The organism is Mycobacterium hainanense (assembly GCF_041890355.1).
Classification (GTDB): domain Bacteria; phylum Actinomycetota; class Actinomycetes; order Mycobacteriales; family Mycobacteriaceae; genus Mycobacterium; species Mycobacterium hainanense.
This window is the reverse complement of the sequence record NZ_CP169059.1, coordinates 569,399-583,833: the sequence shown is the minus strand read 5'-3', so window position 1 is coordinate 583,833 and position 14,435 is coordinate 569,399. Positions and strand designations below refer to the sequence as shown.

The 14,435-nt window shown below is 69.6% G+C and carries 12 protein-coding genes and 1 tRNA gene; 6 read left to right on the top strand and 7 right to left on the bottom strand.

What is annotated here, in order from left to right; all coding sequences use genetic code 11:
- The first annotated feature begins 25 nt into the window (after window positions 1-25).
- The gene (locus ACEL92_RS02670; protein ID WP_374024118.1) at window positions 26-718 is read left to right on the top strand and encodes a hypothetical protein; all 693 of its coding nucleotides are present in this window, start codon (window positions 26-28) and stop codon (window positions 716-718) included.
- Here ACEL92_RS02670 and ACEL92_RS02665 read toward each other — a convergent pair.
- Window positions 715-1,800, bottom strand: coding sequence for a DUF475 domain-containing protein (locus ACEL92_RS02665; protein WP_374024117.1), 1,086 nt, complete (start codon window positions 1,798-1,800; stop codon window positions 715-717). The two genes, ACEL92_RS02670 and ACEL92_RS02665, sit on opposite strands and share 4 nt — an antisense overlap.
- 89 nt (window positions 1,801-1,889) lie before the next feature.
- Between ACEL92_RS02665 and ACEL92_RS02660 the strand changes: the two genes are divergently transcribed.
- The 3 genes from ACEL92_RS02660 to ACEL92_RS02650 are packed head-to-tail and all read left to right on the top strand — an operon-like array spanning window position 1,890 to window position 4,239.
- Window positions 1,890-3,167: a hypothetical protein gene (locus ACEL92_RS02660; protein WP_374026055.1), complete on the top strand. Its 1,278-nt coding sequence runs from the start codon at window positions 1,890-1,892 to the stop codon at window positions 3,165-3,167.
- A 23-nt stretch (window positions 3,168-3,190) separates the two neighbouring features.
- Entirely contained in the window at window positions 3,191-3,892 is a 702-nt protein-coding gene (locus ACEL92_RS02655; RefSeq protein ID WP_374024116.1) for a glycosyltransferase family 2 protein, read from the top strand.
- Window positions 3,889-4,239 carry a DUF2304 domain-containing protein gene (locus ACEL92_RS02650; RefSeq protein ID WP_374024115.1) on the top strand — a complete coding sequence of 117 codons (351 nt, stop codon included), beginning with the start codon at window positions 3,889-3,891 and terminating at the stop codon, window positions 4,237-4,239. The genes ACEL92_RS02655 and ACEL92_RS02650 overlap by 4 nt, the downstream gene beginning before the upstream one ends.
- Before the next feature lie 53 nt (window positions 4,240-4,292).
- Here the strand turns inward: ACEL92_RS02650 and ACEL92_RS02645 are convergent, their stop codons facing one another.
- The gene (locus ACEL92_RS02645; RefSeq protein WP_374024114.1) at window positions 4,293-5,237 is read right to left on the bottom strand and encodes an NAD-dependent epimerase/dehydratase family protein; all 945 of its coding nucleotides are present in this window, start codon (window positions 5,235-5,237) and stop codon (window positions 4,293-4,295) included.
- Here ACEL92_RS02645 and ACEL92_RS02640 point away from each other — a divergent pair.
- Window positions 5,203-7,011 (top strand): hypothetical protein, encoded by a 1,809-nt coding sequence (locus tag ACEL92_RS02640; RefSeq protein WP_374024113.1) that lies wholly within the window; start codon window positions 5,203-5,205, stop codon window positions 7,009-7,011. The two genes, ACEL92_RS02645 and ACEL92_RS02640, sit on opposite strands and share 35 nt — an antisense overlap.
- A 224-nt stretch (window positions 7,012-7,235) precedes the next feature.
- On the opposite strand, the gene ACEL92_RS02635 is transcribed toward ACEL92_RS02640, so the two are convergent.
- Both ACEL92_RS02635 and ACEL92_RS02630 read right to left on the bottom strand, forming a co-directional pair.
- Window positions 7,236-7,311 (bottom strand) — tRNA-Thr (locus tag ACEL92_RS02635).
- A gap of 54 nt (window positions 7,312-7,365) precedes the next feature.
- Window positions 7,366-8,583: a DNA polymerase III subunit delta' gene (locus ACEL92_RS02630; RefSeq protein ID WP_374024112.1), complete on the bottom strand. Its 1,218-nt coding sequence runs from the start codon at window positions 8,581-8,583 to the stop codon at window positions 7,366-7,368.
- A gap of 100 nt (window positions 8,584-8,683) precedes the next feature.
- Here ACEL92_RS02630 and ACEL92_RS02625 point away from each other — a divergent pair, with 100 nt between their 5' ends.
- The gene (locus ACEL92_RS02625) at window positions 8,684-10,363 is read left to right on the top strand and encodes an adenylate/guanylate cyclase domain-containing protein (protein ID WP_374024111.1); all 1,680 of its coding nucleotides are present in this window, start codon (window positions 8,684-8,686) and stop codon (window positions 10,361-10,363) included.
- Between the two features lie 3 nt (window positions 10,364-10,366).
- On the opposite strand, the gene topA is transcribed toward ACEL92_RS02625, so the two are convergent.
- The 3 genes from topA to cspA all read right to left on the bottom strand — a co-directional run bounded on the left by topA (window position 10,367) and on the right by cspA (window position 14,318).
- Window positions 10,367-13,183 carry a type I DNA topoisomerase gene (gene topA, locus ACEL92_RS02620; RefSeq protein WP_374024110.1) on the bottom strand — a complete coding sequence of 939 codons (2,817 nt, stop codon included), beginning with the start codon at window positions 13,181-13,183 and terminating at the stop codon, window positions 10,367-10,369.
- A 193-nt stretch (window positions 13,184-13,376) separates the two neighbouring features.
- Window positions 13,377-13,967, bottom strand: coding sequence for a hypothetical protein (locus ACEL92_RS02615; RefSeq protein ID WP_374024109.1), 591 nt, complete (start codon window positions 13,965-13,967; stop codon window positions 13,377-13,379).
- 147 nt (window positions 13,968-14,114) lie between these two features.
- On the bottom strand, window positions 14,115-14,318 hold the full coding sequence (gene cspA, locus ACEL92_RS02610; protein ID WP_007772268.1) for a cold shock protein CspA: 204 nt from the start codon (window positions 14,316-14,318) through the stop codon (window positions 14,115-14,117).
- Window positions 14,319-14,435 lie beyond the last annotated feature (117 nt).

Below are 14,435 nucleotides of genomic sequence, written 5' to 3'. Positions count from 1 at the left end.
CGATTTCCGGTGGCATCCTGGCGATGTGACCCCGGTGCTGCATTTCGCCGCCAACTTCTGGTGGTTGGTCTTTCCGCTGGGCGGCGCGATCGGCGGGGGCCTTCGCGCCATTGCCGCCGCCAACGAGCGGCGGGCCGAGCGGCGGCTCGAACGGTATCGGCTCAAGCAGCAGGCCAAGATCGCGGTGGCCGAGGCCTCCGGCCGGGCGCGGACCAACCGGGAGAGCGACCGGCGCGAGATCGCCAAACTCGTTGCGGCGCATGATCGGACCGACGCGCGCTGGTTCGAATACGAAGTCGACATCGCGCGGCTGCTGGACTTCCCGATGATGACCGATATGCGAGCGCCGCTGACCGTCGCGTTTCACAAGGCGAAGCGGCACGCGGACCTGCTGCGGCCGGAACCGCCCGAGGGGCTGCTCGGCGACCGGGACGCCCTGGCGGAATACCGCGACGCCGTCCACGAGTACATCAGTGCGTTCGAGATCGCCGAGGCGGAGGCGATCCGGCGGCGCCGCAGCGACTTTTCGGCGGACGAGCAACAACGGATGGCACGGGCTCAAAGCCTGCTGCACCTGGCGCAGGACGACGCCGCCACCCGCGAGGAGCGACAGCACGCCTACGTGCGGGCGAGCAAGGAACTCGACGGCCTGATCGCGCTGCCGGCCCCCGCGAGGGTGGGCATCGAACGGCGCATCGCGGGCCAGATCGAGGCTTAGACCGCCGACGCCGCGGTGGCCTTGGCCTGGCGCCGATTGCGCAGCACGCTCCAGCTCAGCGCGGCCCCGATGAACAGCACCCCCACCGAGGCGGTGATCGGGTCGGGAACCTCGAATCGGGGTTCGATGGACAGCAGCATGATCACCGCCAGCACCCCGATCGCCCAGTGCGCGCCGTGCTCCAGGTACACGTAGCGGTCCAGCGCGTCCTGCTTGACCAGGAAGATGGTGATGGACCGGACGAACATCGAGCCCACCAACCCCAGGCCCAACGCGATGACGATCGGGTCCGAGGTGATCGCGAAGGCGCCGGTAACCCCGTCAAACGAGAACGCGGCGTCGAGCACCTCGAGATAGAGGAACATGGTCAGGCCGGCCTTGCCGGCCGCCTTCCCCGCCGACGCCGCCTCGATGTCCGGCGGGCGAAACGCCCGGCTCAGACCGTTGACGACCAGGTACGTCACCAGACCCAGCAACCCGGCCGTCAGCACCGTCGCGCGCTCCGCACCGGAATGCGCCAACCGGGTGCCGACCAGGATCAGCACCACGGCGGCCACCGCCACCGGCACCTGGCCCAGCCGCCCGATGCGGGCGAACGGTATCTCGATCCACTTGAGCCACTTGATGTCTCGGTCGTGAAACACGAAATCCAAGAACAACATCAACAGGAACGTCCCACCGAACGCCGCGATCTGCGGGTGCGCGGCGGCGATCAGCTTTTCGTAGCTGGGTGAACCGTCGGGGAATTCCAGGGCGCCATGCGGCGGCGGATGCAGCGCCAACTCCATCGCGCGAACCGGATCGAGGCCCGCGGTCGCCCACACGATCAGCAGCGGGAAGAGCAGCCGCATGCCGAACACCGCGACGACAATCCCGACCGTCAGAAACATCTGCCGCCAAAACGGGCTCATCTGCTTGAGGATCGCGGCGTTGATGATCGCGTTGTCGAACGACAGCGAGATTTCCAGGGTGGCCAGCACCAGCAGCAGGAAGAGGTCCTTCAGGCCGCCGTGGGCATATCCGACCGCGAGGGCCGCCACGGTGACCAACAGCGAGATCCCGAAGATGCGCAAGGCGGCCAAGGTCCTTTCCGACAGCCGCCCACGATAGCGAACACCGGTCGCCGCCGCAGGCCCGTATCCACGGGACTTACTATTTTCAGATTGTGGCGATGCCCGAAGTCGGCGGTACCCCAGCCTCGGGGAGTGCCGGTCCGATCACGCGCGGCAGCGTGGCCCGGGTCGCCGCCGCGACGGCGCTGACCGCGCTGTGCGGCTACGCGGTGATCTACCTGGCCGCCCGCGACCTGGCCCCGGGCGGCTTTTCGGTGTTCGGCGTGTTTTGGGGGGCGTTCGGCCTGGTCACCGGCGCCGCGAACGGCCTGCTCCAAGAGACCACCCGGGAGGTCCGCTCGACCCGGCACCTGCCGGCGCTCCTGCCGGTTGCCGACGAACCGCGGACCCACCCGCTGCGGGTCGCCATGCTGGTCGGCGTGGCCGCGGCCGTGGTGATCGCCGGCAGCTCGCCGCTGTGGAGCGGCCGGGTGTTCGTCGAGGAACGCTGGCTGTCGGTGGCGCTGCTCAGCGTCGGGCTGGCCGGGTTCTGCGTGCACGCCACCCTGCTGGGCATGCTGGCCGGCACCGACCGGTGGACCGGCTACGGGGCGCTGATGGTGACCGACGCCGTCATCCGGGTCGCGGTCGCCGCCGCGACCGTCGTGCTCGGCTGGCGGCTGGTCGGCTTCCTGTGGGCCACGGTGGCGGGCGCGGTCGCGTGGCTGATCATGCTGGTCGCCTCGCCGTCGGCCCGGGCGGCGTCCCGGCTGCTGACGCCGGGCGGGGCGCAGACCTTCCTGCGCGGGGCCGCCCACTCGATCACCGCCGCGGGCGCCAGCGCGATCCTGGTCATGGGGTTTCCGGTGCTGCTGAAGCTGACCAGCACCGAGCTCGGCGCCGAGGGCGGGGTGATCATCCTCGCCGTGACGTTGACGCGGGCGCCGCTGCTGGTGCCGTTGACGGCCATGCAGGGCAACCTGATCGCGCATTTCGTCGACGCGCGCAGCGACCGCATCCGCGCCCTGATCGCCCCCGCCGCAATCATCGGGGGCATCGGCGCGGCCGGGGTGCTGGCGGCCGGGGTGGTGGGTCCGTGGCTGCTGCGGGTCGGGTTCGGGTCGCAGTACCAGGCCAGCGGCGCGCTGCTGGCGTGGCTGACGGCGGCCGCGGTGGCGATCGCCATGTTGACACTCACCGGCGCCGGCGCGGTCGCGGCCGCGCTGCACCGGGCGTACGCGCTGGGCTGGGTGGGCGCGACGGTGGCATCCGGACTGCTGCTGCTCCTGCCGCTGGCGTTGCAGACGCGGACCGTGGTCGGCCTGTTGTGCGGCCCGCTGGTCGGAATCGGCGTTCATCTGGTCGCGCTGGCGCGCGCCGACCGCTTAGCGGGCTGATCCTGGCTAACCTGGTGGGCTAGATGGTTACTGAAGCCAGATACTCGGGCGCCTGGATCGTCATCCCCGCCTTCAACGAAGCTGCCGTCATCGGCGAGGTGGTCGCCGATGTGCGTTCGGTCTTCGACAATGTGGTCTGCGTGGATGACGGCAGCACCGACGACACGGGCGAGATCGCCAGGCGGGCCGGTGCTCACCTGGTGCGTCACCCGATCAACCTGGGACAGGGCGCGGCCATCCAAACCGGCGTCGAGTACGCGCGCAAACAGCCCGGGGCGCGGGTCTTCGCCACGTTCGACGGAGACGGGCAGCACCGGGTCAAGGATCTGGCCGCGATGGTCGACCGGCTCTGCGCGGAGGACGTCGACGTCGTCATCGGGACGCGCTTCGGCTCCAGCGTGGGCGCCCGGCCGCCGTTCGTGAAGCGGCTGGTGTTGCAGACCGCCGCGCGGCTGAGCCGGCGCGGTCGCCGACTTGGCTTGACGGACACCAACAATGGGCTGCGCGTGTTCAACAAGAAGGTCGCCGACGCGCTCGACATCACGATGAGCGGCATGAGCCACGCCAACGAGTTCATCGTGCTGATCGCCGAACACCATTGGCGCGTGGTCGAACAACCGGTCGAGGTGCTCTACACCGATTACTCGAAGTCGAAGGGCCAGCCGCTCCTCAACGGCGTCAACATCATCTTCGACGGATTCCTGCGAGGGAGGACTGCACGATGAACTGGATCCAGGTGCTGCTGATCGGGACGATCATCGCGCTGCTGGTCTACCTGCTGCGGTCCCGCAGGAACGCGCGGTCGCGGGCCTGGGTCAAGGTCGGCTACGTCGTCTTCGTGCTGGCTGGCGTCTATGCCGTGCTGCGGCCCGACGACACCACTGTCGTCGCGAACTGGTTCGGGGTGCGCCGCGGCACCGACCTGATGCTCTACGCGCTCGTCATGGCGTTCTGCTTCACCACGCTCAGCACCTACATGCGGTTCAAGGACCTGGAGCTGCGCTATGCCCGCCTGGCCCGGGCGGTAGCGCTCGAGGGCGCCAGGGAGCCAGACGAGTCGTCGAACGTGTAGTCACTGCGAAAAACCTCGCCGAATTTCGCAGTCAGTGCACGCTCGGCGCAACGTCAAAGAGTGTGCGCCGTGCGGAAGTACTCGACCGTGCGGCGCACGCCTTCGTCGAGCCGGACCTGCGGCCGCCAGCCCAAAACGCGTTCGGCCAAACCGTTGTCGAGGCACGACCGCCTCAGATCGCCCAGCCGGTCCGGGTGGAACTCGGGGTCGTCGGGACCTCCGACGGCGGCGGCAACCGCCGAATGCAATTGCCGGTCCGAGGTTTCGATGCCGGTCCCGATGTTGAAGCGCTGACCGCCACCAGCCTCTCCGGCGGCCTTGACGAAGGCGTCCACCACGTCGTCGACGAACACGTAGTCGCGCGTCTTGCCACCGTCGCCGAACACCTTGGTCGGCTTGCCCGACAGCAACGACTGGGCGAAGATCGCCACCACTCCCGCCTCGCCGTGCGGGTCCTGGCGCGGGCCGTAGACGTTGGCCGGCGCGATGTGCGAGCAGTCCAGGCCGTAGAGGTGACGGAAGGTGTTCAGATAGATCTCGCCGGCCACCTTCCCGGCGGCATACGGCGAGGCGGGGTCTGTCGGCACCGTCTCGGGGGTCGGGAACTGCGTCGGGGCGCCGTAGATCGATCCGCCCGACGAGGTGTGCACGACCTTGCGCACCCCGGTCTGCCGCGCCGCCTCGGCGAGGCGGACCGTGCCGATGACGTTGACCGAGGCGTCGAATTGAGGGTCCACCACCGATTGCCGTACGTCGATCTGGGCGGCAAGGTGGAACACCACCTCGGGACGGTGCTCGGCAAGGATGGCTTGCAGGTCGGCGGTAACAATGTCGGCCTCGACGAAGGAAAACGACGGGTTGTCGGCCAGGTGCTCGAGGTTGGCCGCGCGTCCGCGGGCGAAGTTGTCCAGCCCCACGACCGCGTGGCCGTCGGCCACGAGACGGTCGACTAGCGTCGACCCGATGAATCCGGCTGCCCCGGTTACCAGTGCGCGCACCGGCCCACCATACATAGCGGCCGTGGCCATCGCGCTGGTCGCCATTGGGCTGGGCATCCGCGCGGCGCTGGCGTTCGGGGGCTACTTCTATTGGGACGATCTGATCCTGATCGGCAAGGCCGGCACCCACAACCTGCTGTCACCGACGTACCTGTTCGACGACCACGACGGCCACGTCATGCCGGGCGCCTTCCTGGTCGGCGGCGCCATCATCCGGCTGGCCCCGTTGAACTGGACGGGTCCGGCGATCAGCCTGCTGGTGCTGCAGCTGCTGGCCTCGCTGGCGCTGCTGCGGGCCCTGCACGTCGTGCTGGGCTGGCGGCCGGTGCTGCTGCTCCCGCTGACGTTCGCGCTGTTCACCCCGCTGGCCGTGCCGGGGTTCGCGTGGTGGGCGGCGGCGCTGAACTCGCTGCCGATGCTGGCGGCGCTGGCGTGGGTCTGCGCCGACGCGGTGCTGCTGGTCCGCACAGGCAACCGCCGCTACGCCGCGACCGGCACGCTGGTCTACTTCGGCGGGCTGCTGTTCTTCGAGAAGGCCGCGGTGATCCCGTTCGTCGCGTTCGCGGTGGCCGCGCTGCTCCGCCACGTCCAAGGGGACTCGGCGGCGGCGCTGACGGTGTGGCGGGCCGGGCAGCGGTTGTGGATCGCGACGCTGTCGCTGACCGCCGGCTGGATCGCGCTGTATCTGGCGGTGGTGAACCAGCGGCGGTGGAGTTCGGACCTGGTGATGACCTCGGAGCTGCTGGTGCGATCGATCACGCACGGCATCGTGCCGGGGCTGGCCGGCGGGCCGTGGCACTGGGACCGGTGGGCGCCGGCCTCGCCGTGGGCGACGCCCCCGCCGACGGTGATGGCGCTCGGCTGGCTGGTGCTGGCCGGCACGCTTGCGGTCTCGCTGCTGCGCAAGCAGCGCATCGGGCCGGTGTGGGTCACCGCGGCCGGCTACGCCGTCGCCTGCCAGGTGCCGATCTACCTGATGCGCTCGTCGAAGCAGACCGCCCTCGAACTGGCCCAAACCCTGCGGTATTTCCCGGATCTCGTGTTTGTGCTGGCGCTGCTGGCCGCCGTCGTGTTGTGCGCGCCGAACCGGCCCGCCGCGCCGCGCTGGCTGGACGCCTCGCCCAAGCGCGCGGCGGTGACGCTGGGCCTGGCGGCGTTGTTCGTCGCCAGCAGCCTGTATTCGACGGCGACGTTCTTGACCAGTTGGCGCGACAACCCGGCCCAGCCCTATCTGCGCAACGCTCGGGCCGATTTGGCCGCGGCGCGCGCCGCCTCGACGGCGCCGCTGCTGGATCAGGAGGTCGATCCGCTGGTGCTGCAGCGGGTGGCGGCGCCGGAGAACCTGGCCAGCCACCTGTTCGCCCTGCTGCGGGACAGGCCCGAATTCGCCTCGGCGACAACGCAATTGCGGATGCTGGACCGTTCGGGCCGACTGGTCAGGGCGCGGGTGACCTGGGTGCGGACCATCGTGCCGGGACCGATGCCGCAGTGCGGATATTTCGCGCAGCCGGACAAGCCCGCGCGCCTGGTCCTCGACGGGCCGCTGTTGCCCGCCGACTGGAGCGTCGAGCTCAACTACCTGGCCAACAGCGAGGGAACGATGGCGCTGGCGCTGACGCAGGGGCCCGAGGTCAAGGTGCCCGTGCACCCGGGACTCAACCGCGTGTTCGCCCGCCTGCCGGGCGCCGGAGATGCGATCACCGTGCGCGCCGACACGACCGCGCTGGCGTTGTGCATCGCGTCGGGCCCCATCGGTTTCCTCGCGCCGGCCTAGCCGGACGACGCGTCGTCGTCGCGCTCGCTGGTGGGCTTTTCGTCGTCGCCCTCGGTGGCTTGCGGTGGCTGTTGGTCGCCTTCTGGTGGCGGCTGTTCTGCGGTCGTCACGAAGTTCTCCGTCCCGGCGGGGTGTTTGCGTGTACCTACCCGGGTGGGCGGAGCGGGAAACGGGATCGCAGAACGTACGGCGCCCGCTTGCACGGGACGCTCTCGACAAAAATTTGGAGCCGCCTGGGGGAATCGAACCCCCGACCTATTCATTACGAGTGAATCGCTCTACCGACTGAGCTAAGGCGGCACACCCTCACGCCGGGCGGCACGAGTCTACGGCAGGCGGGCGGGCACCCCCAAGTTAGTCGCGCAGTTCCTGGCCGAAGGTGGCCACCATGGCGTCGACGGCGAACTTAGGCTTGACGTTGATGGCCAACGCCTCGCGGCACGCCAAGACCGCCTCGATGCATCGCAGCAGCCGCTGGGGCGAGGCGTGCGCCGCCAGCGCCGACACCCGCTCGGCCATGTCCGGGTGGTTGTGCCTCACCGACCCGGCGCCTGCGGAGACCATCAGCGCGTCGCGAAAATAGGTAGCCAGGTCGATCAACGCCCGGTCGAGCGCGTCGCGCGAGGCGCGGGTCTGACGCGACTTCTGCCGCCGCTCGAGGTCTTTGATCGCGCCCGCCGCACCCCGCATCGCCCCGGCGGTGCCCTTGCCGGTGCCGCCGGCGCCCAGGGCCGTCCGCAGCTCCTCGGTCTCGGCCTCGGCGCGGTCCGCGGTGAGCACCACCGCCTCCGCTTCGGCCGCTGAGACCAGCTCCTCGGCGGCGGCATAGGCGCGCGACGGCGTCGCGGCGTCGCGCACCAGTGCGAGCGCCCGCTCGCGGCGCTCGCGGGCCTCGGGGTCGGTGGCCAGCCGCCGCGCCCGGCCCACGTGGCCGCCGCTGACCGACGCCGCCCAATCCGCCGTTTCGGGGCTCAGCCCGTCGCTCTCGACCAGCACGCGGGCGATCGCCTCGGTCGGCGGGGTGACCAGCGCGACGTGCCGGCAGCGGGAACGCAGCGTGATCGCGATGTCCTCGGGATCGACCGACGGCGCGCACAGCAGGAAAACCGTTGACGGCGGTGGCTCCTCGACGACCTTGAGCAGCGCGTTTGCGGCGCCCTCGGTGAGGCGGTCGGCGTCCTCGATCACCACGATCTGCCAGTGCCCGGTGGCCGGGCGCCGCGACGCGATCTGCACGATGGCCCGCATGTCGTCCACCCCGATGGACAGCCCCTCCGGGACCACCCGGCGGACATCGGCGTGGGTGCCGGCCATCGTCGTCGTGCAGGCGTGGCATTGACCGCAGCCGGGCTCCCCGTCTTCACCGGCAGAGGTGCACTGCAACGCGGCGGCGAAGCACAGCGCGGCGACCGAGCGCCCCGAGCCGGGGGGACCCGTGATCAGCCAGGCATGTGTCATAGTCCCGCCGCCCGCGGCGCTGTGAACCAGGTCACTACGGGCCGCCCTGGCGGCGGCGATCAGTTCGGCCGTCACCACGTCCTGGCCTACCAGCCGCGTAAACACCCCCGACATCACCGGTAACAGTAGCCACCATCGCCGACAGATACCGATCGGCCACCGGATCGCGACAATCCCGTTACATTTGCCCTCTTTTCGGTCGGCGCGGGGCCGCGTGGAGATCGTTGTAAGTTTCCGACAAGTCCCTGCTGACCGATACGGTGGGATCGTGGCGACACCGGCAGCACTGCCCGGGCGGATCAGCGGATTCGTCCGGTGGGTGGTGCGCACCCCGTGGCCGCTGTTCTCGCTGAGCATGCTGCAGGCCGACATCATCGGCGCCCTCTTCGTGCTCGGCTTCCTGCGGTACGCGCTGCCGCCCGAGGACCGCATCCAGCTGCAGGATCTGCCCGCACTGAACCTGGCGGTCTTCGGGACCGCGCTGGTGGTGCTGTTCCTGGCCGGCTGGATGGTGAACCTGAAGCTGCTGATGCCGGTCTTTCGCTGGCAGCGCCGCGACAACCTGCTGGCCGAGGCCGACCCGGCCGCCACCGAGCTGGCCCGCAGCCGCGCCCTGCGAATGCCCTTCTACCGCACGCTGATCAGCATCCTGGCCTGGCTGATCGGCGGCGTGGTGTTCATCATCGCCAGCTGGTCGGTGGCCCGGTACGCCGCACCCGTCGTGGCGGTCGCCACCGGGCTGGGCGCGGCGGCGACCGCCATCATCGGCTACCTGCAGTCCGAGCGGGTGCTGCGACCGGTCGCCGTCGCGGCCCTGCGCAGCGGTGTCCCCGAGAACGTCCAGGCGCCGGGTGTCATCCTGCGGCAGATCCTGACGTGGATGCTGTCCACCGCCGTCCCGGTGCTGGCCATCGTGCTGGCGGTGGTGGCGGACAAGGCGTCCCTGCTGCACGCCACCCCGGAGAAGCTGTTCACCCCGATCCTGTTGCTGGCGCTGGCGGCGCTGGGCATCGGCTTCGTCAGCACACTGCTGGTCGCCATGTCGATCGCCGATCCGCTGCGCCAGCTGCGCTGGGCGCTGTCGGAGGTGCAGCGCGGAAATTACAACGCACACATGCAGATCTACGACGCCAGTGAGCTGGGCCTGCTGCAGGCCGGCTTCAACGACATGGTGCGCGACCTGTCGGAGCGGCAGCGGCTGCGTGACCTGTTCGGTCGCTACGTCGGCGAAGACGTGGCCCGCCGGGCGCTGGAGCGCGGCACCGAGTTGGGCGGCCAGGAGCGCAACGTCGCGGTCCTGTTCGTCGACCTGGTCGGCTCCACCAAGCTCGCCTCGACCCGACCGCCCGCCGAGGTGGTCCTGCTGCTCAACGAGTTCTTCCGGGTGGTGGTCGAAACCGTCGGCCGGCACGGCGGTTTCGTCAACAAGTTCCAGGGCGACGCCGCGCTGGCCATCTTCGGTGCGCCGATCGAACATCCCGACGCTTCGGGCGGCGCGCTCGCCGCGGCCCGCGAGCTGCACGACGAGCTCCTCCCCGTGATCGGGTCGGCGGAATTCGGGATAGGCGTGTCGGCGGGCAGGGCGATCGCCGGGCACATCGGCGCACAGGCCCGCTTCGAATACACGGTGATCGGCGACCCGGTCAACGAGGCCGCCCGGCTGACCGAGCTGGCCAAGCTGGAGCCCGGCCACGTGTTGGCGTCGGCGATCGCGGTCAGCGGCGCGCTGGACGCCGAGGCCCTGTGCTGGGATGTCGGCGAGGTCGTCGAGCTGCGTGGCCGTACCGCCCCCACCCAGCTGGCCCGGCCGGTGAAGCTGGCCGGATCCACCGACCCCCACCCCGTACGGTCCGCCGACGAGCTGCACAGCGAGTCGATCGGCCCCGGCTACTGAGACCTACGTGCGCTTGGCGGCCTTCTTGGCCGGCGCCTTCTTGCGGGCGGCCTTCTTTGCGGGCCGCTTCACCGGACCCCGCGCCCGCCGGTCGGCCAGCAGTTCGGCGGCGCGCTCGTCGGTGATCGACAGCACGTCATCGCCCTTGCGCAGGCTGGCATTCGTCTCGCCGTCGGTGACGTAGGGCCCGAATCGGCCGTCCTTGATCACCATCGGCTTGCCGGTCGCCGGGTCGGCGCCCAGCTCCCGCAGCGGCGGCGCGGCGGCCCCCTGCCTGCCGCGGCGTTTGGGCTCGGCGTAGATCTTCAGCGCCTCGTCCAGCGTGATATCGAAGATCTGCTCCTCGGTCGCCAGTGAACGAGAATCGGTGCCGCGCTTCAGGTATGGGCCGTATCGACCGTTCTGCGCGGTGATCTCCTCACCGGTCTGCGGGTCGACGCCGACCACCCGGGGCAGCGACAACAGCTTCAGCGCGTCCTCGAGGGTGACGGTCTGCAGGTCCATGCTGCGCAACAGCGAACCGGTGCGTGGCTTGGGCCCGGTGGGTTTCTTCCCCTTCTTCGCCGGGGCGCCGCCCTCCTCGTCGGGCGGCGGCGGCAGGACCTCGGTCACGTACGGCCCGTAGCGGCCATCCTTGGCGACGATTTCGTGTCCCGTCTCCGGATCGACGCCCAGCGTGCGCCCCTCTTGCGGCGTGGCGAACAGCTGCTCGGCCACCTCCAGCGTCAGCTCGTCGGGCGTCAGCGAGTCGTTGAGGTTGGCCCGCTGCGGTTTCAGTTCGCCGCTGGGATCATCGGGGTCGCCGGCGACCATGCGTTCCAGGTAGGGCCCGTTCTTGCCCACCCGGACATAGACCGGCCGGCCCTGCTCGTCGTCAAACAGCTTGATGGAGTTGACTTCTCGGGCGTCGATGCCTTCGAGGTTGACGCCGACGAGCTTCTTGAGGCCGCCGGAGCGCGCCACCGAGTCGGCCACGCCGTGCTCGCCGCCGAAGTAGAAGCGGTTGAGCCAGTCGGTGCGCCGCTCCTGCCCGGAGGCGATCGCGTCGAGCTCGTCTTCCATCGCGGCGGTGAAGCCGTAATCGACGAGCCGGCCGAAATGCTGTTCCAGCAAACCGGTTACGGCGAACGCGACCCACGATGGCACCAGGGCGCTGCCCTTCTTGTGCACGTAACCGCGGTCCTGGATGGTCTTGATGATCGACGAATATGTCGACGGCCGGCCGATGCCCAGCTCCTCGAGCGCCTTGACCAGCGACGCCTCGGTGTAGCGCGCGGGCGGGTTGGTGGCGTGGCCGTCGGGGGTGAGCTCGATGGCGTCCAGCCGCTGGCCCTGCGTCAGCTGCGGCAACCGGCTCTCGGCGTCATCGGCCTCGCCGCCGGCCAATTCGTCGACGGTCTCCACGTAGGCCTTGAGGAAACCGGCGAAGGTGATGGTGCGCCCGCTGGCCGAGAACACCACTTCTCTTCGGGTCCCGGCCGCCGTTGACTGGCCGTTGATCCGCAAGCTCAGCGTCGTCCCGCGCGCGTCGGCCATCTGCGAGGCCACGGTGCGCTGCCAGATCAGCTCGTAGAGCCGGAATTCGTCGCCGTCGAGCTCGCGTCGCACCGCGTCCGGGGTGGCGAACGCCTCGCCGGCGGGCCGGATGGCCTCGTGCGCCTCCTGGGCATTCTTCACCTTGCGGGTGTACTGGCGCGGCGACGGCGACACGTATTCCTCGCCGTAGAGCTGGCGCGCCTGGGTGCGCGCGGCGTCGATCGCCGACTGCGACAGCGTGGTCGAGTCGGTGCGCATATAGGTGATGTAGCCGTTCTCGTAGAGCCGCTGGGCGATGCTCATGGTGCGCTCGGACGAGAACCGCAGCTTGCGGCCCGCTTCCTGCTGCAGCGTCGACGTCATGAACGGCGCGTAGGGCCGGCGGGTGTAGGGCTTCTCCTCCACCGAGGCGACCGACAGCTGGGCACCGCGCAGCCCGGCGGCCAGCTCGGTCGCCTGGGCCTCGTTGAGCACGGTCACCTCGTCGGCCTTGCGTAGCTGGCCCAGCGAATCGAAGTCGCGGCCCGTCGCCACCCGCAGGCCGTCGACGGAGGTCAACCGGGCGGCGAAGGTGGGCGGTGACGCCTGCGGGTCGGACACGCTGGCGTCCAGCTGCGCGACGATGTCCCAGTAGGAGGCGCTGCGGAACGCCATCCGGTCGCGCTCCCGCTGCACGATGATGCGGGTGGCCACCGACTGGACCCGGCCCGCCGAGAGCTTTGGCGCCACCTTTTTCCACAGCACCGGGCTGACCTCGTAGCCGTACAGCCGGTCCAGGATGCGGCGGGTCTCCTGCGCATCGACCAGGTCGATGTCCAGGTCGCGGGGATTTTCGGCGGCCTCGAGGATGGCCGGCTCGGTGATCTCGTGGAACACCATCCGCTTGACCGGGACGTTCGGCTTCAGCGTTTCCAGCAGGTGCCAGGCGATGGCTTCGCCCTCGCGGTCACCATCCGTGGCCAGATAGAGCTCGTCGACCCCTTTGAGCAAGCCCTTCAGTTCGCTGACGGTGCTCTTCTTCTCCGGGCTGATGATGTAGAGCGGTTCGAAGTCGTGGTCGACGTTGACGCCGAGCCTCGCCCACGGCTCCGACTTGTATTTCGCGGGCACGTCGGCCGCGGCGCGGGGGAGGTCGCGGATGTGACCGCGGGAGGATTCCACTATGTAGTTGGAGCCCAGGTAGCCGGCCAATTTGCGCGCCTTGGTCGGCGACTCGACGATGACGAGTCGCCTACGGCTCCCAGCCCGGCCGCTTTCGCGGTCCTTGAGATTCGGGTCGGCCAACTACGCTTACGCTCCATCCTTTATCCCGGCCCCCCTGCGAGGCCGCCCCGCAGAAGAATGACAGGCGAGCGTCAGAAATTCCGCGGAAATTCAGATACGCCAGCGTTCCTTCGCCTTCGGGCACCTGCCAATTTCGCACCCTTGGGCGCGACTGCGCAAACCGACCGCCCACACGACAAATCTTTTTCCGCGGTTATACCCGCGGCCACACGGCTGACGCGTCAGCGCCGTCGGGAGCTTCACCCACGTTCTCTACCAGGCGCGAAAGCCGACGACGGCCGCTGATCCGCAGCGCCGGGCGGCCGCCGCGGGTGCCAATGAGTGTCGGCGCGATTCCGACCCGCATCAAAGCCGACGCCAGCGGGGAATGGGTATCGGGCGCGTGGGGATCGAGGCCCAAGACGAAATGGTCGCCCTCGGGGTGGCCGGCTGCCAGCGTCCAGGCCCGCAATTCACGCGGGCCGGGCAGCCAGCGCGGCGGCACCGTCTTGACCGCCCCGCGCGTCCATTCGCCGGCCAGGCTCACCAACGCCGGGGTCACGGTCGTCCGCACCAACGGGGTGTCCTCGTCGGTCCGGCCGATCTCGGGCTCCAGCCCCGCCTCGCGGATCATCTCGGCCAACGCGGCAGCGCGCCAGGCCTGGTCCACCACCACGGAGAGTCGCGCGCCCTGACCCTCCGGGCCGCCTACCATGACGATCTGACCGGAGGCCGCCAGCACCCCGGAGAGATCGGCGACCCCGGGGGGCACCGACTCCGCCGTGAAGAAGGAAAGCTGGCTCACGCCACCGACAGTAGGCCAGGTCCGCCGCCCGCGTCTTGAGGCAACCGGCGCGGCGGCGGTTTGCAAACCAGCCGCAATACGAAAACCCCCCGGCGGGCCCGCTAGGCGGGACTGCACGGGGGGTTCGTGGAGATTCGGCTCGTCCTTCTACAGGGAGCGGACTCCGGTGGCCTGGGGGCCCTTAGGGCTGTGGCCGATTTCGAACTCGACCTTCTGGTTTTCTTCGAGGGTGCGGAAGCCCGAACCCTGGATCTCCGTGTAGTGGACAAACACGTCGGCGGAGCCGTCTTCGGGGGCAATGAACCCGAAGCCCTTCTCCGCGTTGAACCACTTCACAGTTCCCTGTGGCATCTCTCGATCTTTCCTTTTCTTCTGGGTGCGGGGCATCGCCTTTCGATGCCCCGGGCCTGGTACGACCGCCATACCTCGCTCAGTCGCCGGAACTTCACCCGACCGATTAACCTCGCA

Bases quoted from the DNA above. Each gene is read 5' to 3' on its own strand.
- ACEL92_RS02660 (WP_374026055.1), top strand. From the start codon at position 1,890: ATGCCCGAAGTCGGCGGTACCCCAGCCTCGGGGAGTGCCGGTCCGATC.
- ACEL92_RS02655 (WP_374024116.1), top strand. From the start codon at position 3,191: ATGGTTACTGAAGCCAGATACTCGGGCGCCTGGATCGTCATCCCCGCC.
- ACEL92_RS02650 (WP_374024115.1), top strand. From the start codon at position 3,889: ATGAACTGGATCCAGGTGCTGCTGATCGGGACGATCATCGCGCTGCTG.
- ACEL92_RS02640 (WP_374024113.1), top strand. From the start codon at position 5,203: ATGAATCCGGCTGCCCCGGTTACCAGTGCGCGCACCGGCCCACCATAC.
- ACEL92_RS02630 (WP_374024112.1), bottom strand. From the start codon at position 8,583: ATGTCGGGGGTGTTTACGCGGCTGGTAGGCCAGGACGTGGTGACGGCC.
- cspA (WP_007772268.1), bottom strand. From the start codon at position 14,318: ATGCCACAGGGAACTGTGAAGTGGTTCAACGCGGAGAAGGGCTTCGGG.